This is a genomic window from Thermogemmata fonticola, assembly GCF_013694095.1.
GTDB lineage: Bacteria > Planctomycetota > Planctomycetia > Gemmatales > Gemmataceae > Thermogemmata > Thermogemmata fonticola.
In genome coordinates, this window is record NZ_JACEFB010000016.1 from 64,425 (window position 1) to 88,206 (window position 23,782).

The 23,782-nt window shown below is 57.4% G+C and carries 15 protein-coding genes and 1 tRNA gene; 4 read left to right on the forward strand and 12 right to left on the reverse strand.

What is annotated here, in order from left to right; translation table 11 throughout:
- The first annotated feature begins 67 nt into the window (after nt 1-67).
- Nucleotides 68-952, forward strand: coding sequence for a LysR family transcriptional regulator (locus H0921_RS15800; protein WP_194539485.1), 885 nt, complete (start codon nt 68-70; stop codon nt 950-952).
- 108 nt (nt 953-1,060) lie between these two features.
- Here the strand turns inward: H0921_RS15800 and H0921_RS15805 are convergent, their stop codons facing one another.
- The 4 genes from H0921_RS15805 to H0921_RS15820 all read right to left on the reverse strand — a co-directional run bounded on the left by H0921_RS15805 (nt 1,061) and on the right by H0921_RS15820 (nt 5,298).
- Nucleotides 1,061-1,861, reverse strand: coding sequence for a sugar phosphate isomerase/epimerase family protein (locus tag H0921_RS15805; protein ID WP_194539511.1), 801 nt, complete (start codon nt 1,859-1,861; stop codon nt 1,061-1,063).
- A 140-nt stretch (nt 1,862-2,001) separates the two neighbouring features.
- Nucleotides 2,002-2,667 carry an HYExAFE family protein gene (locus H0921_RS15810; RefSeq protein ID WP_194539486.1) on the reverse strand — a complete coding sequence of 222 codons (666 nt, stop codon included), beginning with the start codon at nt 2,665-2,667 and terminating at the stop codon, nt 2,002-2,004.
- Nucleotides 2,664-4,040, reverse strand: coding sequence for a histidine--tRNA ligase (gene hisS, locus H0921_RS15815; RefSeq protein ID WP_315851919.1), 1,377 nt, complete (start codon nt 4,038-4,040; stop codon nt 2,664-2,666). The genes H0921_RS15810 and hisS overlap by 4 nt, the downstream gene beginning before the upstream one ends.
- 103 nt (nt 4,041-4,143) lie before the next feature.
- The gene (locus tag H0921_RS15820) at nt 4,144-5,298 is read right to left on the reverse strand and encodes a site-2 protease family protein (protein ID WP_194539488.1); all 1,155 of its coding nucleotides are present in this window, start codon (nt 5,296-5,298) and stop codon (nt 4,144-4,146) included.
- Between the two features lie 234 nt (nt 5,299-5,532).
- On the opposite strand from H0921_RS15820, the gene H0921_RS15825 reads away from it, so the two are divergent.
- From H0921_RS15825 to H0921_RS15835, 3 genes are all read left to right on the forward strand, one after another.
- On the forward strand, nt 5,533-6,090 hold the full coding sequence (locus tag H0921_RS15825) for an NUDIX hydrolase (RefSeq protein WP_315851920.1): 558 nt from the start codon (nt 5,533-5,535) through the stop codon (nt 6,088-6,090).
- Between the two features lie 302 nt (nt 6,091-6,392).
- Nucleotides 6,393-9,089, forward strand: coding sequence for a sialidase family protein (locus tag H0921_RS15830; protein WP_194539489.1), 2,697 nt, complete (start codon nt 6,393-6,395; stop codon nt 9,087-9,089).
- Nucleotides 9,090-9,225: 136 nt separating this feature from the next.
- Nucleotides 9,226-9,298, forward strand: a tRNA-Arg gene (locus tag H0921_RS15835).
- Nucleotides 9,299-10,147: 849 nt separating this feature from the next.
- Here H0921_RS15835 and H0921_RS15840 read toward each other — a convergent pair.
- The 8 genes from H0921_RS15840 to H0921_RS15875 form a co-directional block, all read right to left on the reverse strand.
- On the reverse strand, nt 10,148-11,569 hold the full coding sequence (locus H0921_RS15840; protein ID WP_194539490.1) for a DUF4832 domain-containing protein: 1,422 nt from the start codon (nt 11,567-11,569) through the stop codon (nt 10,148-10,150).
- A gap of 719 nt (nt 11,570-12,288) precedes the next feature.
- Nucleotides 12,289-13,560, reverse strand: a complete 1,272-nt coding sequence (locus H0921_RS15845) for a hypothetical protein (RefSeq protein WP_194539491.1) — start codon at nt 13,558-13,560, stop codon at nt 12,289-12,291.
- A gap of 31 nt (nt 13,561-13,591) precedes the next feature.
- On the reverse strand, nt 13,592-14,833 hold the full coding sequence (locus H0921_RS15850) for a hypothetical protein (RefSeq protein WP_194539492.1): 1,242 nt from the start codon (nt 14,831-14,833) through the stop codon (nt 13,592-13,594).
- Nucleotides 14,834-14,860: 27 nt separating this feature from the next.
- Nucleotides 14,861-16,399 carry a DUF1501 domain-containing protein gene (locus H0921_RS15855; RefSeq protein ID WP_315851921.1) on the reverse strand — a complete coding sequence of 513 codons (1,539 nt, stop codon included), beginning with the start codon at nt 16,397-16,399 and terminating at the stop codon, nt 14,861-14,863.
- Between the two features lie 231 nt (nt 16,400-16,630).
- Nucleotides 16,631-18,922: a PSD1 and planctomycete cytochrome C domain-containing protein gene (locus H0921_RS15860; protein ID WP_194539494.1), complete on the reverse strand. Its 2,292-nt coding sequence runs from the start codon at nt 18,920-18,922 to the stop codon at nt 16,631-16,633.
- 25 nt (nt 18,923-18,947) lie between these two features.
- Nucleotides 18,948-19,517, reverse strand: coding sequence for a 3-keto-disaccharide hydrolase (locus H0921_RS15865; RefSeq protein WP_194539495.1), 570 nt, complete (start codon nt 19,515-19,517; stop codon nt 18,948-18,950).
- A 130-nt stretch (nt 19,518-19,647) separates the two neighbouring features.
- Nucleotides 19,648-20,997, reverse strand: a complete 1,350-nt coding sequence (locus H0921_RS15870) for a DUF1501 domain-containing protein (RefSeq protein WP_194539496.1) — start codon at nt 20,995-20,997, stop codon at nt 19,648-19,650.
- A gap of 145 nt (nt 20,998-21,142) precedes the next feature.
- Nucleotides 21,143-23,656: a DUF1553 domain-containing protein gene (locus H0921_RS15875; protein ID WP_194539497.1), complete on the reverse strand. Its 2,514-nt coding sequence runs from the start codon at nt 23,654-23,656 to the stop codon at nt 21,143-21,145.
- Between the last annotated feature and the right edge of the window lie 126 nt (nt 23,657-23,782).

Genomic DNA, 23,782 nt, shown 5'->3' on the forward strand with positions numbered 1-23,782 from the left:
ATAATGGCGTAGGATATGAACTCAGAACTATCCATAGGAACAGTCGATAGATGGAGGTACCGAGAGCATGCCGCTGGAATTGCACCAGTTGCGATACTTTGTCGCCGTGGCGGAGACCGGCAGCTTCACGCGGGCGGCGGAACGGGAAGGGATCACCCAGCCGACTTTGAGCGAACAGATTCTCCGCCTGGAGAGCAAGCAACACGGGGTCGGCCAGCGACTGTTCGATCGCCTCGGCAGAAAGGTCGTGCTGACAGAAGCCGGCCAGCGTCTGTTACAGTATGCCCACCAGATTCTGGCGGCGGTACAGGAAGCAGAGCGTACCGTCCAGGACTGCGGCGAACAGAGCCAATTGCGAGTGGGAGCCATCCCGACTATCGCTCCGTTTGTGTTGCCCGCGGTACTGGCTCGCTTCCGCCAACAACACCCCCTCGTTCAGGTTCAATTGCTGGAAGATGTCACCGAACGCCTCGTGGCAGCTTTACGCAACGGCGAACTGGATGTGGGAGTCATGGCCCTGCCCCTGCGAGATGACCATCTCCATGTGGAGCGGCTCTGGAGTGAACCGTTGGTCGCGGCCCTGCCAGCCCAGCACCGGCTCATCTCGCGCGACGCCCTGCGGTGGGCCGACTTGAAAGACGAACCCTTCATCCTGCTCGACGACGTACATTGCCTGGGGGATCAGGTTCTCAGTTTGTGCCGACAGGGAGGAGTGGAACCGAAGGTCGTGTGCCGCGGCGAGCAGATTGTCACTCTGCTCGCCCTGGTGGCTGCCGGTCAAGGAGTCACCATCGTACCCGAAATGGCTGCCGCCAGCAATTGGGGCCAGGGGTGTGTCTTCCGCTCATTGGTTCGCCCGGTTCCGCACCGGACTTTGTGCGCCGTTTGGCACAAGCATCGCTATCGCCCCGCTGTGCTGCGCCATTTCATCGCTTTGCTCCGCAAAGATTGAGGTGTCCCAAATTGAGGCGGTCGCCAGGAGACACATTGTCAGGCCGCCATGACGCTACCCCAACTGCCCGTTTCCTGCGGGCACCTCCTCTGGCTGCCGAAAAGGGAATCACAGGTCAGGAGGCAGCAGGAAACGCCGCAGAAAGGCCACGCCGGCACGGACGTCTTCGAGCCGCCGTTCTCCTTCCAGGCGTTCCACAGCCAGCACGCCGTCGTAGTTCATCACCTGCAAGGCCGCAGTGAGAGCCAGCCAATCGACTTCGCCGGCTCCCAAGGGAACCTCTTGCTGTCCGCGGGCCAATCCTGCGGGCCGAGCATCGCGGGCATGGACGTGTACTACCCAGCCGCTCAGCTTGGCTAACTCGGCTAACGGCTCATAACCATGCACCAGATAATTGGCGGGATCGAACGTTACTTTGAGCTGGCCGGTATCGAAGCGGCCCAGATAGCTCGTCACCGTGTCCGCAGCATCCCAACCCAACTCCAAAGCCAGGAAGACGCCATAGAGGTCGGCTCGTCGAGCCAGATCGCTCAAGGTTTCCCGCAAGGTTCGCCCGCGGGGGGAGTCTTCCTCCTGGGGTATTTTCGGGCAAGGCAGGACCACACGCCGGCAGTGCAGATCCGCTGCCAAGCGGATTACCTTGCCGATGTGGTCCATGCGGGCCTGTTGTCCCTCCGCCACATCCAAACCCCGCCGCAACGGAACATGTAACGCCGACAACTCTAACCCCAGACTGCGCAACAACTGCCCGAAATCCCGCCGGCCCGTCGCACTGAGAGCATCCGGAGCCAAAGCTTCCACGGCATCCACTTGGATGCCGCTCACCCCCAACCGAGCTGCCTCGTCGATCGCTTGCCGCAGCGGCAAACCCGTGGATTCAATCACCAATCCCAAACGCATGGCTTTCATCACCGTTCACCATCCTCCTCCGTCACCATCTTCACGACTGGCCATTCCCTGGCAAGCAGGACCGGCTGCATGCTTCCTTTGGATATTGTTCGCCCAGCCAAGGTGGCCACCTTCGGCCATCTCAGCCGGAAATGGGGTTTCTATTCCAACTGACCACGAACTCTGGCCGTTTCCTGGCCGTTGGTTTCCGCCGGCTCTTGTCTCCGACGTGACATATCCGGCGGCGGAAGAAACGGCTCCGATGGTGTGGCATCGTCATCGGCAGAAGTTCGATGCTCCAGCGAGTCATCAAGAAACCAGGAGAAAGGGCGGACCAGATGGCGAAAGTCGGACCGAGAAAGAAAGACGGTTTGCCAGCGCGTGCTGCGGGGCCGCATGTGCTGCCGGTAAGCGTAGACATCGACGCCACGCATCAGATAGCATTGGTCTCGGAAGCGGAACAGGTCAGGGGTGCCGGGGGGGAGAACCGCATGATCGGCCAGCGCGTAGACAAAGGCCAGGACGGGGCGGAAGCTAGGCCCCAGATGGGCCGCCCAGCTCGGCAAGGCTTCTAGATCACTGGCATGGCACCAGTTGGGCCATTCGGAGCGGGGGTGGTCCTGAGTGCCGCCAAAGCGCCGCCCTTTGACGTCGACGACCAGCCGCGCGCCCTCTGGCCCACCCTGGCCGAGGACTAGGAAATCCGGCGTCTTCAGCGGCCCGTTCGGGAACGGCTGGCGGTGGATTTCGGCCAACGGGAGAACCACGGCACCCCAGCGGCGTGCCCAAGCAGCGAAGGCCTGCTCGTAGAGATTGTTCCGCTTCATGCCGACTTGGCTCCCGCTCCATCGCATGGCGGCGAACGAAGCACAGCCTGGACAGCCTCGACCACCGCGGCGGCCGGTACCGTGGTTTCCACACGCCGGGAGAGGTCCTTGATCTTCCACAGGCCACGGGCGAACTCCTCGGAGCCAGCAATCAGGGCGCACCGCAGGCCGCGTTTTTCTGCGTAAGACAGTTGTTGACCAATCTTTTTCGCTTCAGGATAAACTTCGACCGCGACTCCCGCTGCACGCAACTGACGGGCCAGGCGCTGATAGTCCGCCAGGCGTTCCGCATCGAACTGCACGATCAGCACCTCCGCCGGTGTATGCCGCTGGTTCAATAACGGATGATGCAATTCTTCCAGCGCGGCCACAAGACGGTCCAAACCCAAGGAGGCGCCCACACCGGGTAGCACCTGCCGTGTGTATTTACCGGCCAAATTATCGTACCGCCCGCCGCTACAAATGCTGCCAATGCCCGGCAGATCCGTCAGAAAGGTTTCGTACACCGTACCTGTGTAATAATCCAACCCGCGGCAGATGCTCAGGTCGATGACGATCCGTTCCGGCGGCACTCCCACAGCATGAACCACTTCGAGCAACTCTCGCAGGCGGCGTAAACCCTCTTGGGCTAGAGGGGGCACGGGAGAGGCAAACTCGGCCTGCACGCGATCTAATAGCTCGGTGGAAGAACCGCGCAATTCCGCCAGTCGCAGAACTTGCTCGGCCTGAGCAGAACTCACCTGGGCCGCCCGTATCATCTCTTCCGCCACTTTGTCCCGCCCGATCTTGGGGAGCTTGTCTAGGGCGCGCAACAGCGGCACCGCCTGATCCTGCAAACCCTGCTGGGCCAACCAACCGTTGAGCAACAGGCGGCTATTGATGTGGATGGCGAAGCGTTGCACGTCCAAGGCCAGCAGCAGATCATGGATGACCAAAGCTACCTCGATATCCGCAGCATTCGACATCGTCCCGATGATGTCGAAGTCGCATTGCCAGAACTCCCGGTAGCGACCCTGTCCAGGTCGTTCCCCACGCCAGACCGGTCCCATGGCGTAGCGCTTGAAGGGCAGACCAAACTGATTCAGATACTGGGCTGCAAACCGAGCGAAGGGAACGGTCAGGTCGAACCGCAGTCCCATTTCCTCTTTTTCCCCTTTGGCACTGCGGACGCGGTAAATCAGCTTATCCGACTCTTCCCCTCCCTTACCCAAGAGGATGTCGAGGGCTTCACAGGCCGGAGTATCAATCGGCGTGTAGCCGTAGGAACGATAAACTTCACGGACCCGGCGCAAAATTTCCTCGCGGGCGAGCATCACCGAGGGCAGATAGTCGCGGAACCCCGACAAGGTCCGAGGCGGGATAACATCCGACACAGGTTTCTCTCCCCGTCTATTCCTGGGAAGTTCGAGGCGAGGCCTTCCTCCGTCTGGCATGTTGGCGTGAACGGCAACCTCGCCGCTAGCTTTGCCGGTTGTTTTACGACATGTTCCGCTTGCGGGCGCTCATCCGTTCCAGAAAGCGGCGTTCTTCTTCCGTCAGGGCCTCCTTTCCGCAGCGGGCGATTTTGTCCAGAAGTTCATCCATGCGAGCCTCGTCGCGGGCCAATTGTTCCTGTTCCCGTTTCCGTTGCCGGGCCTGTCGGGCTTCTCGCCAGCGCTGCCACCAACTTTTGCGCACGGTCTGCGGCTCGTTTTCCTCATCGAAGCGCAAGCTGGTATAACCCGCCGAAAAGTCGTAGCCAAAAGCACCCCGCGCCTCCGGCTCCCAGTACGCCAGGCGCCAAGCCTCAAAAAACATGAAGATCGACAAGGCCAGCAGCAGCGACTCATTGATGGCAATCGCCAGGATCAAAAACAACCCTCCCATCACAAAACCGCTGTAACCGGCAATCGTGGCCCCCTGCTCGTAATCACTCCGGGACCAAACGAAGCTCTGAAGCATCCGCCCGCCATCCAGGGGATAGGCCGGTATCAAGTTGAAGAGCAGCAGCAACCAACTGAGATAGAACGCGCGGTGTAGCCAAACAATCCAGGTCGGGGCTATGGCTCGCTCCATCTTCACGCGGGGAACCATCTCAAAATCGTGGAACATCCCCCGTTCCCAGGGCCGCAGGGGGGATTCCTCCATCGCGCCGTTTTCACTCGGATAGAACCGCAGGCCGTAGTGGCTGGTGTAGATACGTCCATCCCGGTAGCTCTTCAATTCAGCGACGAAGGGATTGGAAAAAGGATCCAGGTTGGGCCAGTAGCCTGCTGCCAGTATAACCAGAGCAATCACTAGACAGAGAATCGCATTGGCCAGCGGTCCGCCCGCTGCCGAGACCAGATGGGCGCGGGGATTCCACGGCACATCGACTGAGGCAAAGCCTCCCAGAGGCCAAAGCATCACCTCCCGTGCATCTCCGCCCACGGATCGGGCCGCGAACACATGGCCGTACTCATGAATCAAAACGATCACGAAGAGCAGAACACCCCAGAACAGCACCAGGTCGGTCCAAGCAATGGCCTGGGTTTCCGCCAAGGCCATGCGCAAGATCAAACCTATCACCACGAGGAGAAACAGAACATGGATCTTGATCCGAACTCCGAAGAGCCGGAATAGAGGAAGCCCCCACGTCAGCGGCTCGCGCATGCCATCCACCCTTTATCAGCACCCACGGACGGTACGCTTTCGTAGAGTTATCCTAGCCAACAGCATCGCAGACCGCAATCAAAGGTCGAGAGGGCTACCAGCCACCGCACGGCCAGCGGTTCGGCCAAGCCGGCTTCTGGGAACACCTGCGCTCTTCAGTTGCAAGTGCAATACCCTAGCCGGCCCGAAAACGACACTGAGACGAACCCCGAACGCCACCCCCAGGAGCATGCCGTGTCCCCAGAGCTGATCTCCCAGCGGCAGATCGTCTACACAGGCCGCAAAATCCAAGTCGCCACCGACCTGCTCACCACCGTTGACGGCCGACAGGTTCGCCGCGATGTAGTCATTCATCCTGGTGCGGTCGTGATCCTTCCTGTCCTCGATCGCCATCAGATCGTACTGCTGAAAAATTACCGCTTCATCGTTGAGGATACCCTTTGGGAAGTACCCGCGGGCACTTTGGAAAGCGGCGAGGAGCCTCAGCAAGCCGCGATTCGAGAACTCGCCGAGGAAACCGGCTACCAGGCAGCTCGCTGGCACTATCACGGCTTCGTTTATGCCTCACCTGGGGTGCTGACCGAGAAAATGCACCTGTTTTTCGCCCTCGACTTGACCCCTGGCCCAGCTCATCCCGAAGCGGATGAACACCTCCAGCCTGTGATCCTCTCCCTCCAAACCGCCTTGGAAATGATCCGCCGCGGTGACATCCGGGATGCCAAAACCGTCACCACCCTACTCCTGTGGGATCGCTTCTACGCAGATCAATTCTTGCCGCCATCCACCTCCTAATCGCCAAACTGTTTTCTCCCCTTGTTTCCTTTTCCAAACCCTGGCGTGGCTTCCAGCGGCCTAGTTTTTCCGGGAATTTTTTTTCAACCTCCGCCGCTCTTCCCATCAGACCCGGAATTATGACCTGGAATATCACTCCGGGACAGGCGGGATGGAGAAACCGAGACAGCAACGATTCCTCCTACCACTTACGAACAGAAGAATTAAGCAATTTGTCCTGGGAAGAGGGTAAACTGGGACATGTCTTCACCGAAGGCGTGTTCAGCGATACCTTTACTCATGCCCAATAATAGGAGCAACCCATGGGAATAGACACAGGCCGGACTTGGAAGCGGTTCCGCTGGCTGGGACTGCTCGTCATTCTTCTCGCCCTCATCCTCTCTCGATCCGAGCTATCCAGCTTGGAACCGACGACGAGGACCGAGACGGATCTGGTGCAGTGGGAAGTGGCCACTTTCGAGGCGGACATCACCATTCCCCTCGGACATCCCTGCATGGGTGGCGGAGTGGCCGATGCCAAGGAAATTGTCGATCCGCTGTGGGCGAAAGGTTTCGTCTTGCGGCCGGCCGGGGTTCGCCAAAAAGACGACGAACGCCTAGCCTCCGTTCCTGCGGGGAAATCGGCTTACTTTCCTTTGGTGGTCGTGGCGCTGGATTGGTGCCAATGCAACAATGATTCCTACGACCGTTGGCGGGAAGCTTTAGCCGAGGCTGCCGGGACGACGCGGGAACGCGTTTTTTTGGCCACCGTACATCAACACGATGCTCCCATTTGCGACCTGCGCGCCCAACAGTTACTGGATCAGGCCGGTAAGAAAGGCTGGCACTGCGATCCGCAATTCCACGAAACCGCGGTACAACGGACGGTTCGCGCTTTACGAACTGCCTTGGACAAACCCAAGCGCATCACGCACATCGGCTTAGGCCAGGCCAAAGTCGAGCGCATCGCCTCTAATCGCCGTGTCGTCTCTGCCGATGGGCGGATTAGCTGGAGCCGTGGCAGTAGAAGTGGCGACATTTTCAACGCCCCGGAAGGCGAAATTGACCCCTGGCTCAAGACCATCAGTTTTTGGGACGGCGATACGCCGATCCTGGCATGGAGTTGCTATGCCGTCCATCCCATGAGCTATTACGGCCAAGGGCAAGTCTCCGCGGACTTTCCCGGCCTAGCACGAGCACGGCGGCAACGGGACGATCCTCGCGTGTTCCAGATGTACTTCACCGGTTGTGCCGGAGATGTGACCGCGGGCAAATACAACACCGGCACTCCCGAAAACCGTCCCCAATTGGCCGAACGGCTCTACCAGGCCATGCTTGCCGCCTGGAAAAACACTCAGCGGTTCCCCTTGCAATCGGCGGATTTTCGCTCGGCCCCGCTTTACCTCCCGCCGCGCGATGAAGGGAAGTTTACCGTGGCGCAAATGCGGCGCATACTCGCGGACGAAAAGGCCACCCGTTGGCAGCGCATTTCCGCGGCGATGGGGCTGAGTTGGCGAGAACGTGTTGCTGCCGGCCGACCTATTGACGTACCCTGTTTGGACTTCAATCGCGGCCAAGCTCTTTTCCTCGTTTTGCCTGCAGAGGCGTTCGTCGGCTATCAACTCGCTGCTCAAAAACTCCGCCCCGATTCGTTCGTTATGGCCGTGGGCTTTGGCGACGGAGCGCCCGGCTACATCCCCACGGACCGCTGCTGGAAAGAAGGGTATAACGACGACTACTGCTGGGTGGCGCCGATGACGGATGCCATCCTTCTCGATGTGCTGCGGCAAGTCTTGAATGTTCCAGAAAGCGATGCCTCGAAAGTCCCACCGCCTCTGCTGGCCGAAAAAACTGCCTGGAACGCGCGCATTCCCCTCATTCGGCGTGAGGTGATTTATCAGGAACTTAGCCCGACGTTTCAATGGTTCCATCCACGAGCCGCGGCTATTCCTCCCACCGGTGATAGTCCCCATCCCACGGTCATTCTAACCTTACAGAAACACCTGGTAGCCAGTGATTACTACTCCGGCTTGTACGTGATGCGCTCGGAGGATTTGGGGCGTACTTGGCAAGGCCCCAAACCTGTCCCAGAGTTGGATTGGATACGACAGCCGGACGGCACCGTCCTGGCCATGTGCGACGTGACACCGGGCTATCATCCTCTTACGGGCAAAGTCATCGCCTTGGGCTGCTCAGTCTATTACGACTCCCAGGGCCGGCAGTTGCAAGACCGCCCGCGTTGCTCCCAGGTGGCTTATGCCGTCTACGATCCCAAAACCGACCGCTGGGCGCGCTGGCAAATCCTGGAACTGCCTCCGCTGGAGAAATTCCAGTTCCTGGCTCGCAACGGCTGCGGACAATGGGTCGTCGAAAACGATGGTTCCCTGCTGGTACCGATCTATTTCGCGCCTCGTGCGAACATGCCTTTCGCCGTCACGGTGCTGCGGTGCCGTTTCGATGGGCAGAAACTCATCTACCGCGAACACGGAGATGAACTCTTCCTCAACGAAGTTCGCGGCTTGAGCGAACCCTCGCTGATTCAGTGCGGCGGCATGTATTACCTCACCATTCGCCATGATCGCCGGGGTTACGTCACCCGGAGCAAGGACGGCTTGCATTGGGAACCGCTCCGCCCCTGGACATTCGACGACGGCTCCGAGTTGGGCAGCTACAACACCCAGCAGCATTGGGTCTGCCACGAGGGCGAGCTATACCTTGTTTACACCCGCCGGGGTGCTCAGAACGACCACATCCCTCGGCATCGGGCGCCACTTTGGATAGCTCGTGTGGATCGGGACAAGTTACAGGTTCTGCGGAGCACGGAGCAAGTGGTCCTGCCGGAACGCGGAGCCATGATGGGCAACTTCGGAGCGGCACCGGTTACCTCACGCGAATGGTGGATCACAGTTGGGGAGAATCTCTTGCCTCAACGCACCGCTAACCGAACTAAGCCCGATCCTCGCGGCGCCGACGGCAGCGTCCTCTTAGGACGACTAACTTGGCCGAAAAGCGAGCGCTAAGGCCGCGGGAAACTTGGCTCTTTGTGAACTGTCCGTAATAATATGCCTGATCCGCTATAGCGGGCCTTCATCAACAGCCACAATCCTTCGCGGCTTTGGGTCAAAGAGTGGGCCACACCTCCTTAGGGCTGTCTTGGCCCCCGTAGCTCAGTGGATAGAGCATCGGTTTCCTAAACCGAGGGTCGCAGGTTCGATCCCTGCCGGGGGTATTGTTCCCCCTTCGTGGGGGCCACAATCCTTGCTCGCTGGCTTCAAGATTCCCGGCAACCCGAGGTTCGGAATTTCTCAACGTTACACCGTTCGCAAACCAAAAAACTCATGTAGGCCATCGATGCGACTCGATATCGTGGAAACTCGACATCGAGAAAAATCTCCTAACTCCTCATTGGTTATGGGGATAAATCAGTTCCACACGCCCCCTGTGGTATCTCTGATAGTAGTTCGGGAGAAGCTGGTCGCTTCACGCACTCCCTCTCCCCCTCACTTACGAATGCGAACCGACAACGTGAGTCGGCCCCGGATTATGGTGGTGTGATGAGGTAGTCTCAAGAGACCGACACGGTCAGTGTCTGTAGTCTGTGAGAAACGACAAATCAAGCAACGGCAGATGGTCAAGCTGCCTCAATGCAGGGCCTAGAGATCAGAAAACTGTTAGGATGTAGCCGAACTTTGTGAGACATGCCAAGAGACCATTTCATAACCTCGTTTAACCCTCGCAAATTAGGAGTTTGCAGAGTGAAGCCTGCAATTTGGAAACAGTTTCTACCTCGTATTTATAGACAATTTCTGATGAACAAGACAGCCAATTGTATTTGCACCGGCATCTGATGTGTAGCAATCAGTTGTTGTTTCCACTAAATGTGGATCAACATCGCGCTCAATTCCAACGTTCTAGTGAAAGAAGCAGCCCGCGAGGTCTCCTCCCGCAGCGCGCACGGTGTTAATCCAGGTCATGAGAAGCAATCCACGACGAGTTTGTATTCAGCAAAAATTATCTGAACTATAAGAATTAGACGGACCTGAGAGATTTTGTGGCGAATCTACAGACCTGTTGCAATTCAATTCACGGGAAGGTCGCTCAACGTCAGCCAACCGGCTGCATCTATGTCCTGGGTTTTGTTAGCAAACTTGAGTGGGTGGCCGTTTTTTTGCGGGTTGGGAACGCGCAGCGCGAGCTTGTACAATCCAGGTTTCAACCCGGACAAATCAAGCGTTTCCGACCATAGGCGCGGGGCATCGCCGGGCAGTAGGCCTGTCAATTTGCCACTCGCGGGAATAGTTCTGACGGGTTTACCGCCTGTGAGTATTCCCCACTCCCCCTTCCACTGGTAATAGAACGGAGCCACTCCACGATTTTCGATTTCCAGTCGCACCACCAGCTTGCCATCGGGGAGCCTGCGGAGCGACACGCTACGGCAGTGAAACTCGTATCCCATTCGCCGCACGAGTTTCATAGCTCGCTGGATGCGGTTGGGATCCTGCTTTTTCTGGAACATGCCGCTGTCCATTAACCAACTGACATGGGTAGCTTCCACACACTGGAGGAAATCCTGAACTCGCTTGTCTCGAGGTTTCTCGTCGAACACGATCCCCCACGCTTCGGGGCGGATCTCCCCGCCAATGGGGTGAGTCTTCCACTTCTCTTCTGCACCCGCTGCCTTCAGGGCGGTCATGAAAAACCACTCGTCCCCTTTCCTGCCAGTGTGCAAGGTGGCCCAGGCAAACGAATCATCATGATATCCAAAGGGGCGATCCACATTCTTCGCCAAATCTGATCGAAATGATTTTTCACCGACAGGGTAACGGAAAAGTACCGGCGTAACCTTGAACACCGCCTCGTAAGCGTCCATGACTTCGAGTTGCACTGTTTTGGAGGCGAACAATTCGACCTTCGGGTAAGTATGCCATTCACCCCACAGTCCAAGAAGCCCGGCTGTGATAAAACCAATGCGTGGATCCCCATCGTATCTCTGGCCCAACGCCGTAACAAACGATCTCAATGACTTCCGCAAATTCCTATCTTCATAGTCGGGGGTCTCGACTAAGGCGGGTGCGTGCCCTGGCCCCTCGCTATACCACCACTTGTGGATTTTCAGACCATCTCGAATCAGGAAATCCGGAATCAGACCTTTTCTACCGGGATACTCCAAACAGATGCGAAAAACAGCCTGATGACCCCGACCGGCAATATCATTCAACATCTTCTCCAACGGCGCCCAATCAAACTCGTTGTATCCCTTTACGAGAGCCGAATATGGTAGATAATTGAACTCCATACTGTGTGGGAAATACTCACGGTAATCACCCTGATAAGGCACGAGGCCTTTGAGAGGGTTGTCCACGGGGGCAGGAGCATACTCAAGGAGACGACATTCCTGCTGTTTAGCCTCCGAGCTGAAGCCGCCCATGGCAACAAATCCAGCCATCATCCCCCAGGCAAGTGCCATCAACCAAAACACAATTCGGGAAATTCGCACCATCGTCTCCTCTGCCTCGATGTTTGTTATCACGGCTGCGTTCAACTCAATGACTTATCTTGTTCTAGAAATTGTTCCAGAACCCCAAACTCCACACCGTAAACTCTCATTTGCGAGGGCCGACCGAGATTATGAAATAGTTAGTCTCCAGGAAGATCGTACAATTTCACCTCTCGATAGTTCGATGTGTGTTTTATGGAATACAACCACTTCTGGGCACTAAGTGGTCCCAGCAACGATGCCCAAGATTACCAACACTCGGAAATCGCCGAAGTCCACAACGACCATTTCAGAACTCGGATGACACCCGGAAAACTGCCGTTTCAGACTGTCTCATGTTGTTCGGAAACAGACTCTACTAACTGCGTGAATCTGCTAGGCGTGGCGGATCAATGCGGTAAGCGGTGCCGTCAAATAGACCGTAACATAACAAGTAGCTATCGGGGATGCCAATGCTGGAGCGTGATGTCCACAGACTGGGGTCAATCAGATTAAGCTGGTCGTCTGCCAGAAGGTCGCCAATCCAACCTCAGCGGTACGTTAGTCGTCATCGCTAATGATGGGCGGCAGGTGGTGGGCAGATAAAGGATGGTTTGAATTCCAGACAACTCGCCAGTTAGCTTCCCCCGCAGCTTTCGGGAGTGCCGGATTGCACAAGTCCACGTCATCGAGAATCCAGTCTCCCGTAGGTACGATGACAGCGGTCCCTTTAGGTACTGAGATCATTTGGCGCGGACCAGCCGCGCTAGCAATTTCAGATTGTTCGGTCCCTCGACTTGGACGTAAGCGACCAGAACGTGGCCCTTTCGGCCTGCGCAAGCAAAACCCTGCATTTGGTATTTGTCGCCTACTCCGGCGATCAGGAAGCCGTATTTCTCAACGGCATCGTATTTGAGAGCATCTTCGGACAGTGGAAAACGGTCAGGCGGCATTTGCCAACCCCAGACCTTGATCTGCTTGACGCGCCCTTCCCGCAGGTCCGGACGATCCATTGTAAGGAGATAATTCCGTCCATCGAACGCCAACGTGAAGAGCGGTACAAGTCGTTTGGCAGTCGGCGCGGCAACTTGTCGCGGGCCGTCAACCACCTTGCCGGTTCTATCAAGGCGATACAAACGAAAGCCTGTATTCTGGCCGGCACTACCCAGCGGCACGGCGACAAGTGCACCGCCGGGGTCACATGCCAAGGCTGGCATCCGCTGCTCGGCGGGACCAAGATTCTGCGGGGGTCCTAGGGGACGGCCGCTTGTTGGATCGATGCTCAGGACAGCCGATCGAATCGCAATATTCATGGGGTTGCCATCTGCAATTAGGTATGCCACTAAAATGCGGTCTGGGGTAGCAGCAATCACCGGGTTATACGCGCTGGCCGTCTTGTCTCCCAGGCTTTTGCCAGGCTCGGTAATGAGCAAGGCGCGGTCCATGACCTTCCCTTCCGGGGAGATACGTGTTGCACAGAGCAGATAGCGAGGTCCATCTTGCCCGTAACTTTGCCAGACGACGTGATAATGGCCGCTCGCGAAAACCACAACGGGATGGCACTGATTATGGGCACCACCGGCCACGAGAAAACCATCCGGGTCTAGCACTTTCCCATCGGCGGACACACGGGCTGCGTACACATCGTAGTCCTTACCGTTGCGGTAGTCTTCCCACACTATCAGGAAGTTTTTGCCGTCCGACGCCACGGACGGTCGTTCCTGGTTGTCAGCCGCCGCACAGACCTTGATTCCTGCTGGATCGAGGGGTTTGCCGTCCGCATGGACGCGGGCGCACCAAATGTCCGCCTCCAAGGCGTTCGTGTTTCCTTCGCGCCACGCCACGAGCCAAAGTTGCGGTTCTTCGGCCCATGCTGCCCGAGGCCACATCTGACAACGGGGTGTTTCGAAGCGGGGCGTAATTTCGATCGCATCACTTACCGTAACTTCTGCACCGAGACCTCCCGATAAGATGGAGGCACTGCCCAGCAGTAGCATGCCTACGAGTCGTTTCATGAGGATACGCTCCCTTTTGCGACAGTTCGTTCTATTTCGCGGTTGGCCGGGTGTAATCGATGCCCGTAATCCGGTACATTCTCTGGTCGGAACCCCAATCGCCACCGCGGTAAACCTGATAGCTCGCACCACCTGGACCAATGCGCCAAAAGTGAAACCACCACGGCGTTTCTTTTGGATTGCTTCGGAGTACTTCCCGCCATTCCCCGTCGCTGCACAGGGTGGCACTACGCCCGTCGAGGATACGCCGTAATGTGGCTTCGTCGTGGGAACTGGTGAAGACGACGTTGGGCGGCTGATAACGGGCCTCGTTCCGTCCGAACGCGAAGTGCGGCCCGCAAAACCAACCTGCCTCTGTCAGGGCGTTGCCATCTCGAGGTTGGCCGCTTTGGGCCTTGGCCACAGGCTCCACCTTGACGACTCCATTCGCCAACTTGGCTCGATAGATAGCCACTCCCCGGCTGCCGTATCCCTCCCCATCGTAGTAAGTCCCCAGGTAGAAGGAACCATCACCCGCAAGGTAACCTTCGGAACAGGACTGTCTCGGCCCGCCGTTATCCGCTTTACCCACGTAATCATCCGGCCCAAGCAGACACATTAACTTGCCGTCGTGAAACTCCAGAAACGAACCCTTGGTGAAGAGCTGCAATCTACCATTGAGGCCAATTTGCAGATTCGATACGTAACTTAGGTTCACACTCTTTGCCTCGGCTGATTCGCCGCGCTTTCGTGGAACAGCGTCCTTGCCGAAGCCGATGGCTTGAGCAAACCACCAACGGTTATTCTTGCTCTTGTTGCGGAAGACCCGGTAGATGCCCCCGTGGTGGCTGGCGACGTAGATGCAGCCCTTGTCTTCTCCCTCGTGCGGCACGCCTTGCACGGCAATGCCGCCCATGGGGTAGCTGTAATTAGTCCCCCAGCCGCCTGTTGGCGATGGAAACGCACTCGCTGGCCCCTCGCTAAGATTTAAATCCGGAGTCCAGTAATCGTTGCCGGTAATGGTCACGACTCGACCATCGGTGCGGATACAACGGATGGCTCCGTACCAGAACGTCGCGAAGAAATACATGTTTCCCTTTTCGTCCCAGGCCAGGTTGGGACTCCGGCCGGACAGCGCTTCCAGTTTTGGGCCGTCCAGGTATTCGAAGAAGTTGCAAAAGGCAAAATGCTCTCGCTGCGGGACCTTGGGCGGTAGTTTGTCGGCTGTCAGGGACGACGATGCCGACCAAAGAACAAGCCCATACCCGGCGAGAGCGAGCGTGAAAGGCAACATGTCATTCTCTCCATCGCATAGCGGTAGTTACGCCACGATTTCCTTGACCACCCGCCCGTGCACGTCGGTGAGGCGGAAATCCCGCCCTGCGTGCCGGTAAGTCAGCCGTTCATGATCCAGTCCGAGCAAGTACAGAATGGTCGCATGCAAATCATGAATGTGGACCCGATCTTCGACGGCTTGGAAGCCAAAGTCATCCGTTTTGCCATAACAGAACCCGCCTTTGACACCGCCACCTGCTAACCAGAGGCTCCAGCCATAGGGGTTGTGTCCGCGCCCCAGAGCCTCGTAGTTGAGGGTTGTCTTGCCCCGCACCCCTTGCACCAGAGGAGTTCGACCGAATTCTCCCGACCAAATGACGAGTGTGTCGTCAAGCAGTCCCCGCTGTTTGAGGTCTGTCAAGAGCGCTGCGGTCGGCTTATCGACTCTGGCGCAACTGCTCCTGAGGCTGCGATGTATCATGTTGTGATGGTCCCACCCCTTGCTGGTGACTTGGATGAAGCGCACACCTGCTTCAACAAGCCGCCGAGCTAATAAACACTGTCGGCCAAAGCTGTCTGTTTCCCCCGCGCCGATGCCGTAACGAGCCATCGTTTCGGGAGTTTCACGGGAAATGTCAAGCACTTCCGGCGCCGAAAGTTGCATCCGCGCCGCCATCTCGAAGGACTCGATCATACTTTCCAGAGTTGTATCCTGTCCGGCCCTCTGAGCATGTTCGCGGTTAATCTCACGCAAAAGTTCCAGTTGCTTACGCCGAAGTTCCGGAGGCAATCGTGGATCAGTCAGGTAACGTAGCTTTTCTCCGCTGGATTTGTCGGTATTATGCAGCAAGGTAGCCTGATAAATCGGCGGCAAGAAGCCGCTCCCACAGTTTATAGTTGTGCCAGCCGGCGGTGAAATGACCACGAAGCCGGGAAGGTTTTGGTTTTCCGTTCCTAAAGCGTAAGTGATCCAAGCCCCCATGCTCGGCCGCGGAACCACCATGCCTGTGTGAAACTGCTGCACCGCCGTCCCATGCTCGGTACTGTCGCACACCATACCCTTAAGCACACACAACTGGTCAGCACATTGGGCGATGTGTGGGATGACATCCGACAGCCACAATCCGGATTGGCCGTATTGCTTGAACTTGACGGGCGTCGCCATGAGTGGACCGAAATCCTCAGGGTTCTCCGCTTTACCTTCCCGAAAATGCCGCGGCAACGATTCGGCAGACAGACGTTGGCCATGGCGGCGGAAAAGCTCTGGCTTATAGTCAAGCAGGTCCACGTGCGATGGACCGCCTTCCATGAAAAGCAGAATCACCCGCTTAGCGCGTGGCTGGAAATGGGGAAGCTTGGGAGCTAGGGGCGAGCCAGTAGAAAGCGCTCGAGAATCGATAGGGGTACCTGCTGTTGACTGCGTAACCAAGGCAGCAAAGGCGAGCGAGCCAAAGCCCAGCGCCGTTTGTTGGAGAAACTCACGACGGGTGGCCGGAATTACTGGAACGCGTCCGCACGGAAACGATGCCTTCATGCTCATACTCATCTCCCTCGAAGCTGCCGACCGATGAAGTCGCGTTCGCATCAGCCCCCTGCAAATTCCGGTTATCAATTGACCGTATCAGCGCTTCGTTTGCGCTCAAGGCCGTTTCTTGATCTCCTGGTTGAACACCATTTGTATCCACCTTCGGGGTCGGATGACACAATTTTCTTCGTTCGCACCTACCTCTCTGCTCATGACCCCCAGGTATCTTGCACATTTCATACTGCGAGTCCGTACACAAAGTTGCTGATGTCTCCGTAAGGAAGCGGTTGCTTACTCCACCACCGTGAATTCATTGGAAATCAGCAAAGTATGGCATAATCGAGTCCAGGCTACGTCATAAGCGTCGGGGCGGTCTCCAAGTTGAGCAACAAAAGTGGAGAGAAAGCTGTGCAGTTGCTGTTGCTCCTTGGCACTGGCCTGGCGTCCAAACAGGAGGAGGTAGAGGCGGTCGATGCGCTTGGCTTCTGTGGTCAGTTCGGGATCGGACCGTACTTTTACCGCCAAAGCCTCGGCACATTCCAGGACCAGCGGGCTATTGAGCAAGAACAAGGCTTGCGAGGGGACAATGGAGACTGCCCGGGTACCGCAGGGAGAAGTTGCTGGGGGCATGTCAAAGATACTCAACATATCCAAAGCCGCGGGCACATCCTTGCGAAAGACTGGCCAATAAATGGCACGTTTGTACAGAGTCTCACGCGGAATGGCCAAATGCATGGTGCTTCCCTGATTGCCAGTTCCCTTGAAGGTCTCAGGGACGGTGTAAGTGGCAGGTTGGAGGTCGAGACGGCCCGCGACGAACATCATGGCATCATGCAAAGCTTCGGCGTCTTGCCGGCGACGATGCGCACGCCAGAGCAGACGATTGTCGGGGTCCACAGCCTGGGCTTTGGCATCGTCGCTGGCGCTCAACTGCCATGTCCGTGTCAGCAACAATTCTTTGATGAACGACTTGAAACTTCCCCGGTGATACTCGCGGAATCGCCGCGCGAGGTAGTCCAGCAATTCGGGATGGCTCGGCGACTCGCCCGTGGTACCGAAGTTATCGGTGGTGCGCACCAAGCCCGCACCAAAAACATGATGCCAGATGCGATTGACGATGACCCGCGACACCAAGGGATTGTCTGGACTGAGCAGCCAATCAGCCAACTGGAGCCGACCACTTTGATTCCGGGGAATGGTGGATGCCGGTTTCGAGGTCAACAGCACAGGAAAGCCGCGTGGCACCACAGGGCCAAGCCGATCCACATCGCCTCCCTTGCGAATCGCCACATCGACGATCTCGTTGTCATCCCGAACGGCCATCACACCGCCATCCGCACCGCGCATCCACACCGGTACGGTCGGTGGCAGTTTTCCGAGAGCGACAATCCCAGGCACACCAGAACCGAAATCCCCCTTGGCATTGTTGATGCTGCGCGTGCTACGCAAAATTCCAGCGAGGGCGTAGTAGTCTCGTGTGGTGATGGGATCGAGCTTATGATCGTGGCAGCGTGCACAACCGAGCGACATGCCTAAAAAGGTTTTGCCTATCACCTCGAGCTGTTCATCGACGATGTCCAATCGTCGCTTTTCCGGATTCCGATCAGCGGCGACGACGTGAAACAGCGCCAGGTACCCCGTAGCAATCAAGTTGGCCGCTTTTTCCTCGGGGCGGGACGCAGGCAGCAAGTCGCCGGCAAGCTGCTCCCGGACAAAACGGTCGAAGGGCTTGTCTCTATTGAAGGCGTCTATGACGTATTCCCGGTAGCGCCAGGCTTGCGGATAAGCGACGGGTGCGGTGGCACCACTGACATCGGCATACCGTGCCAAATCGAGCCAATGGCGGGCCCAGCGCTCGCCAAAATGCGGTGAGGCCAGCAATTCATCTACCGTCTGCGCCACAGCCACTACCTGATCCCGCCGCCACATCTCCAAAAACCGCTCCCGTTCCGCGAGCGTAGGCGGCAGACCGGTCAGCACGTAATGGAGCCGACGCAACAGAACGTGCGGTTCAGCATCGGCGACGGGTTTCAATCCTTTGGCTTCCAGATTGGCCAGAATGAAACGGTCAATGTCTGTCCGCGGCCAGGTCGTCTCTTGGACAACAGGGACCACGGGGTCCGATAAAGGCTTCAATGACCAAAGGTCCTTAGCTTTGTCGGCAGGCGAGGCAACCGCCCGAATCTCCTCGGAGCGTGAGTCTGGTGCGCCGATCTTGACCCAGTGCACAAAGTCCTCGATGACTGCCGCCGGCAGTTTTTCTCCAGGAGGCATCCTTCTGCCCTGGTGTTTGAGGGCTTGAATGAGCAGGCTTTCCTCTGGTCGGCCGGGTATCACTGCCGGTCCGCTGTTCCCGCCTTGAAGCACGCCGTTACGATGGTCCAGGAGCAAACCGCCCCGCACCTTGGCCGCCTGGGACGAGTGGCATGCGTAACAATGTTTCACGAGGATGGGACGAATGCGGGCCTCAAAAAACTCGATGTCACTGGGGTCAGCGTTCTCTGCTCCCAAGCCCAGAGGCGGGCGGGCAAGCAGCAGCCCACCCATCACGAGAATGCCGTGCAGGAGCCACCGTCCGGCCATTTCGCACCCTCCGCATCGGGATCTGCTACTTCCCACTCGCTAGGACTTTGAGCTTGATATTCTTGAAGCCGAGGAACTTGCCCTTGCTGCCATGGTCCTGGAGAACGACCCAGCCTTCGCGCGGTAAGTTGGCGTACACCAGTTTGAACTTGCCCTGCGGCTTGTGCCATTTTTCCTCGCGGAAATCGACCCGGAATGTTTCAATACCGTTGAGCATGCAGGAAATGATCGGACCGTCACAAATGATGTAAAAGTTGTTCCAGCCTTCGTGACTGGGGGCATCGCGCGACGGCGCCGCCAGACTGTACAGGGCGCCGTCCGCCTGATCAGGTGGGACCCGTTTGCGATTCTTGTATTCGCCGCTGATTGCGATTTCCAAGTAAGCCCAGGGGGTGCCCGGAACGCCAGCCCGCACGAACACGCCGCTGTTGCACTCTGCTTTCCAGTCCAGCGACAGGTGGAAGTTCTCGAACTTTTCGTCGAGATAGATGAGGTCATGCCACGCCGGCCGTTCCTCGGTATGCCTAAGGACGATGGCGCCATCCTCCACCTTCCAGTTCTTGCGGCGCCGGCAGCTCGGTTCGCCAACAGCCACGGCAGCGTGAGTCCACCCAGACCAAGACTCCCCACGCGCAGAAACTCGCGTCGTGAAAGGCCCTTAGTCCCAACGCACCGTTCACCAATCGTTATCATCGGTGTACCCTCTTTCCCCGGCGGAGCTATGCTCAGATGATCGCTTCGTGGATCAACGGCGCCTTATCGTCATCGATGATCCTGATGGGACGATTGTCCGTGGTGTACAGTTGGTGATCAGGGTCGATACCAAGCAGGTGATAGATGGTCTTGCCCAGACTGGTGACCTTGTATTCATTGTCTTTCACGTAGGCTGCCATGGAATCGGTAGCCCCCACCACCGCACCGCGCTTGAAGCCGCCACCGGCGACAAAGACAAACTGCGCTGGCGCCCAGTGGTCGCGACCGTAGCCGTTCTTGCCTTGGAACCGCGGTGTACGTCCCATTTCGCCACACGCCACCACCAGGGTCGTATCGAGCAAGCCGCGCTCGTCCAGATCAGTGATCAACGCACTGATGGCGGCATCGAAACTAGCCAGGACCGGCAAGGCTTTTTCCAATTGGCCGGGGCCGCCGTGCCAGTCCCAGGAGCCGAAATCGAGATACACAAACGGCACGCCCGCCTCGATCAGTCGCCGAGCTGCCAATACCCGAGGCGAATAGATATTCCCCGCCTTACTGGGGTTGTCATGGGAGTCGTACACGGAGAAGCCGTAGCGTTCTTTGGTTTGGTGCGATTCCTTGCTCAGGTCCACAGCTTCGCGTAGCTTGGGTGAACGCAAGATATCGAAGGCTTTCTGCTGGAACTGGTCCATTGCTCCCAGTAACGGTTCCGCTCGGTCGAGCTGTCGCAGTTGGGCTTCCAACGAACGAAGCAGCAGCGTGTTGCGTTCGAAGTCAGCCGCATTGACTTGCAAACGAGTGATGTCCGGGAAATCCGGGCCTTGCCGTGGATCGGTACTGAGTGGTTTGGGTTGCCGCGGTCTGTCGGACAGAGTGATCACCAAGGGGTTGTAAGCAGGCCCTAGATAGTTTTCTTTCATTCCGGGTGAATTGGAATTGAGATCGCCGAGGACGACAAAACCAGGCAGGTCGTGGGGTGTAGGAACAAGCTTGGCGACAACTGATCCGTAAGCTGGATACTTGGGCGTGCCAGCCGTGCTGCGGCGATTACCACATTTCCAACATAGTCCGCCAAAGTGGCCCCCGGCTAAGGGAAAGCCTCGTGCGTTGACCGAACGGAGGATCGTAAACTTGTCAGCGACTTGAGCCAACTTCGGCAGATGCTCACATACTTGCAAGCCGGGAACCTTAGTCGCAATGGGGCGGAATGGACCCCGAATTTCAGCCTCTGGATGCTCAGGCTTCATGTCGAACATGTCTTGATGCGGCGGACCACCGGGCAAGAAGATGAAGATCGCCTGCTTAGCTCGACCACGTCCCCGCTTACCACCGTCCGCCGCCTGGGCACGCAACACGTCGGCCCAAGTCAAACCGAACATTCCGACCCCACCTATTTGGAAAAACTTCCGCCGACTCATCAGACGATTGAATGTTGGACATCCGAACATGTTGGACCTCCTTTTTCTATATTTTGTTCAAAATAATCTCAGAATAATTTCGCATGCACCGCTGGGATTGCTCGGCTTAGTAGTTCAGCAAAAAGCTGCTACTGTTGAGTAAGCTCCACATGATCCCCTCTAGCCCTACTTGGGCCGAGGGGGCATTCTTGAGATGCTCCAAGCACAGCCGGCGCTCGGCCTCAGTTGGCAGCCGACATAATGTCCACAGGTACAGCTCCTCAAGACGTTTGGCGTCGTTGCTATGCATCTTGACAATTTGGGCGACTCGCCCCGTGGGGGCGCTGATCTTCCTGATCACTTCTGGATGATTGGCCATAAACAAGCTTTGCTCCAGGTTGGGCAAGCTGTCGCGTTCGCAGTCGCAAACTGTCTCCGGGCTGCGTCGCGGCTTACCGAAGACCGTGAAGGCATGCTCGACAAAGTGATTGGTGATGATGCCCTCCTCGAGACGGCCCGGTAGCTCCACAGCGCGCGTACCTGCCGGAATGCCCGAACCGTACCTCTCGCTACTGCCCGTGGCGTGATTGATGGCATCAATCACCACCTCCGCCGGCAAACGCCGACGATAGAACGAAGCATAATAGCGATGCTCTCCAGGGTTGGCCGGATGGGGATGGGCGCTTTGTTGGTAAGTCCGGCTTTGCAGGATCGTTCGGTGCAGCCATTTCAGGTCGTACTTACTCGCGATGAAGCCGCTTGCGAGTTCCTGCAACAGTTCGGGATGGCTGGGCGGATTGAGAGGGGACAGGTCATCCACGGGATCAACCAGGCCCCGACCGAAGTAGTGCGCCCAGACACGGTTGACGATCGCCTTAGCGAAAAACGGATTGTCTGGACGCCGCAACCAGGCGACCACCACCTCACGCGGATCTTGCTCGTCGGGAATTTGGATATTGTCCTTCTCCCCCAACAAACGGAACTTTTCAGATCTCTGAGTGCCGAGCGTGCTAGATGCTGTCGCCCAACCAAAGACGTTACCCTTGACGTGATAGACGGCTGACATGTCCAACCACCGGGGAATCCGGAGCTTATCTCGTTCCTCCAACCTAGCTGCCAATTGCTTTTTTTCCTCGGCGGTAAGGCCACTGCCCGCCTTTCTTGTCACTTCAGCGGCTTGTTTTTGGTCCAAGACGCCTGTGTTGGCCCGAAGGCGATTGAAAAAGTTGGCGAAGCTCAAGAGATCATCCTGGGTCCAAACATCATGCGGATGACGATGACACTCCGCACACTGAAGGCGTAAACCGAGAAAGGCATGGGCGATCTGAATAGTCCCCTTGACTCCGGTGGCATCGAAGCGGTGCCAATACAAATCCAGTGTTCGCCGGTTGTTGTAAATTTTCAGTTCGCCGCCTTTCCTCTCCTCCGCCGCTAACGCAATGGCTTCGTTGATCCATTCTTCTCGACTGCGGCCTTCCAATGAAGTTGCTGTCAAAATGCGTGCGACAAGTTCGTCGTAGGGGGTATTCTCCTCTAGCCGTGCCCGAATCCAGCTATAAAAACGGCGGACGCTTGCCGGCTCGGGCGCGTGCCGGTTGGTGTCGTAACTGATCCGCGGACGAAGCAGGTCGCAAAACTTTGTCGCCCACACCGCCGAGTAGCCAGGCCGATTGAGCAACTCCTCGATCTTCTTGCGTCGTTTCTCAGGATCCTTGCTCTCCACAAAGGCGCGAATCTCTTCAGGTGTCGGCAAAGCTCCGGTTACATCTAGCGAGACACGCCGTAGGAAGGTGACGTCATCGCACAGATCGGCAGGCGGAATGCCCAGTTGACGCAGTTTGTTCAGCACGTGCTTATCGATGAAATTGTGTTCCTGAATTTGGGGGAATGTCACTTTCGCTTCGCTGCTAACCAGAAGCATGGCCACGACTGGCTCGGACCGGTAGCGAATCACTAACGCCGCGTCTCCCGGTCGGATGGCCCGCACTCGCCCTTGCTGGTCCACTTCGGCCACGGCGGGATCGTGCGACTCGAAGACGCACAGCTCGGTTACCTCTTCCCTACTGCCATCGCTGAAGCTAGCCTCGACGTGTAACCGATATTCCTCTCCCGGTCTGACGGTATGGCTTGCTGGCGTCACTTTGAGGCCGATCAATCGCGAGGAGTCCCGCGGGTCTAGCCGCGCACCCTTCGCAATCCAGTTGTACAGATACTGATACTCCCGACTGCCTACAGCCAACCGCACGCCTCCCTCGTGATTGACCTGACCGGTTGGCTTTAGCAAAAAGAGACTTGCAGCGGGATCCAGCAGGTTCAATCGCCGTCCGCTGAATTCTCGGCTCAGGTGGTCGTAATCCGACTCCGGTTCAGCACCGAACAAACTGAGCCGCAATCCACCCTTTCCCTGAACCGCACCGTGGCAAGCCCCCCCATTGCATCCCAAGCGACTAAGCAACGGAACTATATGCCTGGTAAACATGGGTTCGGGCGGAATCGACGGGCCATCCTGCCGCTGGACCTGCGCCAAGCCTTGGGAAGGGAGACCGCCGATAACCGCCAGCAGGGGAAATACCCAACGATACCAGGACCGCAGAGGCCATGCTTGAGTTTCTCCAACAAGGTGGGGCCAATAGACAGTCATCTGCGCGTCCTCCGAGTCCTCTTTGCAAATTCCGTGAGCCAATCGCCTGCCGAGTCCTTAGGCACCCTATAACACTCCGGCCCTTGGCGATTCACCCCGTTCCGATCAGCTCGCACACGGCATGGT

Excerpts from the sequence above, each read along its gene's own strand:
- H0921_RS15840 (WP_194539490.1), bottom strand. The coding sequence starts at position 11,569 with ATGGTGCGAATTTCCCGAATTGTGTTTTGGTTGATGGCACTTGCCTGG.
- H0921_RS15800 (WP_194539485.1), top strand. The coding sequence starts at position 68 with ATGCCGCTGGAATTGCACCAGTTGCGATACTTTGTCGCCGTGGCGGAG.
- H0921_RS15875 (WP_194539497.1), bottom strand. The coding sequence starts at position 23,656 with ATGACTGTCTATTGGCCCCACCTTGTTGGAGAAACTCAAGCATGGCCT.
- H0921_RS15855 (WP_315851921.1), bottom strand. The coding sequence starts at position 16,399 with ATGCGAACGCGACTTCATCGGTCGGCAGCTTCGAGGGAGATGAGTATG.
- H0921_RS15805 (WP_194539511.1), bottom strand. The coding sequence starts at position 1,861 with ATGAAAGCCATGCGTTTGGGATTGGTGATTGAATCCACGGGTTTGCCG.
- H0921_RS15810 (WP_194539486.1), bottom strand. The coding sequence starts at position 2,667 with ATGAAGCGGAACAATCTCTACGAGCAGGCCTTCGCTGCTTGGGCACGC.
- H0921_RS15845 (WP_194539491.1), bottom strand. The coding sequence starts at position 13,560 with ATGAAACGACTCGTAGGCATGCTACTGCTGGGCAGTGCCTCCATCTTA.
- H0921_RS15820 (WP_194539488.1), bottom strand. The coding sequence starts at position 5,298 with ATGCGCGAGCCGCTGACGTGGGGGCTTCCTCTATTCCGGCTCTTCGGA.
- H0921_RS15860 (WP_194539494.1), bottom strand. The coding sequence starts at position 18,922 with ATGGCCGGACGGTGGCTCCTGCACGGCATTCTCGTGATGGGTGGGCTG.
- H0921_RS15870 (WP_194539496.1), bottom strand. The coding sequence starts at position 20,997 with ATGTTCGGTTTGACTTGGGCCGACGTGTTGCGTGCCCAGGCGGCGGAC.
- H0921_RS15850 (WP_194539492.1), bottom strand. The coding sequence starts at position 14,833 with ATGTTGCCTTTCACGCTCGCTCTCGCCGGGTATGGGCTTGTTCTTTGG.
- H0921_RS15830 (WP_194539489.1), top strand. The coding sequence starts at position 6,393 with ATGGGAATAGACACAGGCCGGACTTGGAAGCGGTTCCGCTGGCTGGGA.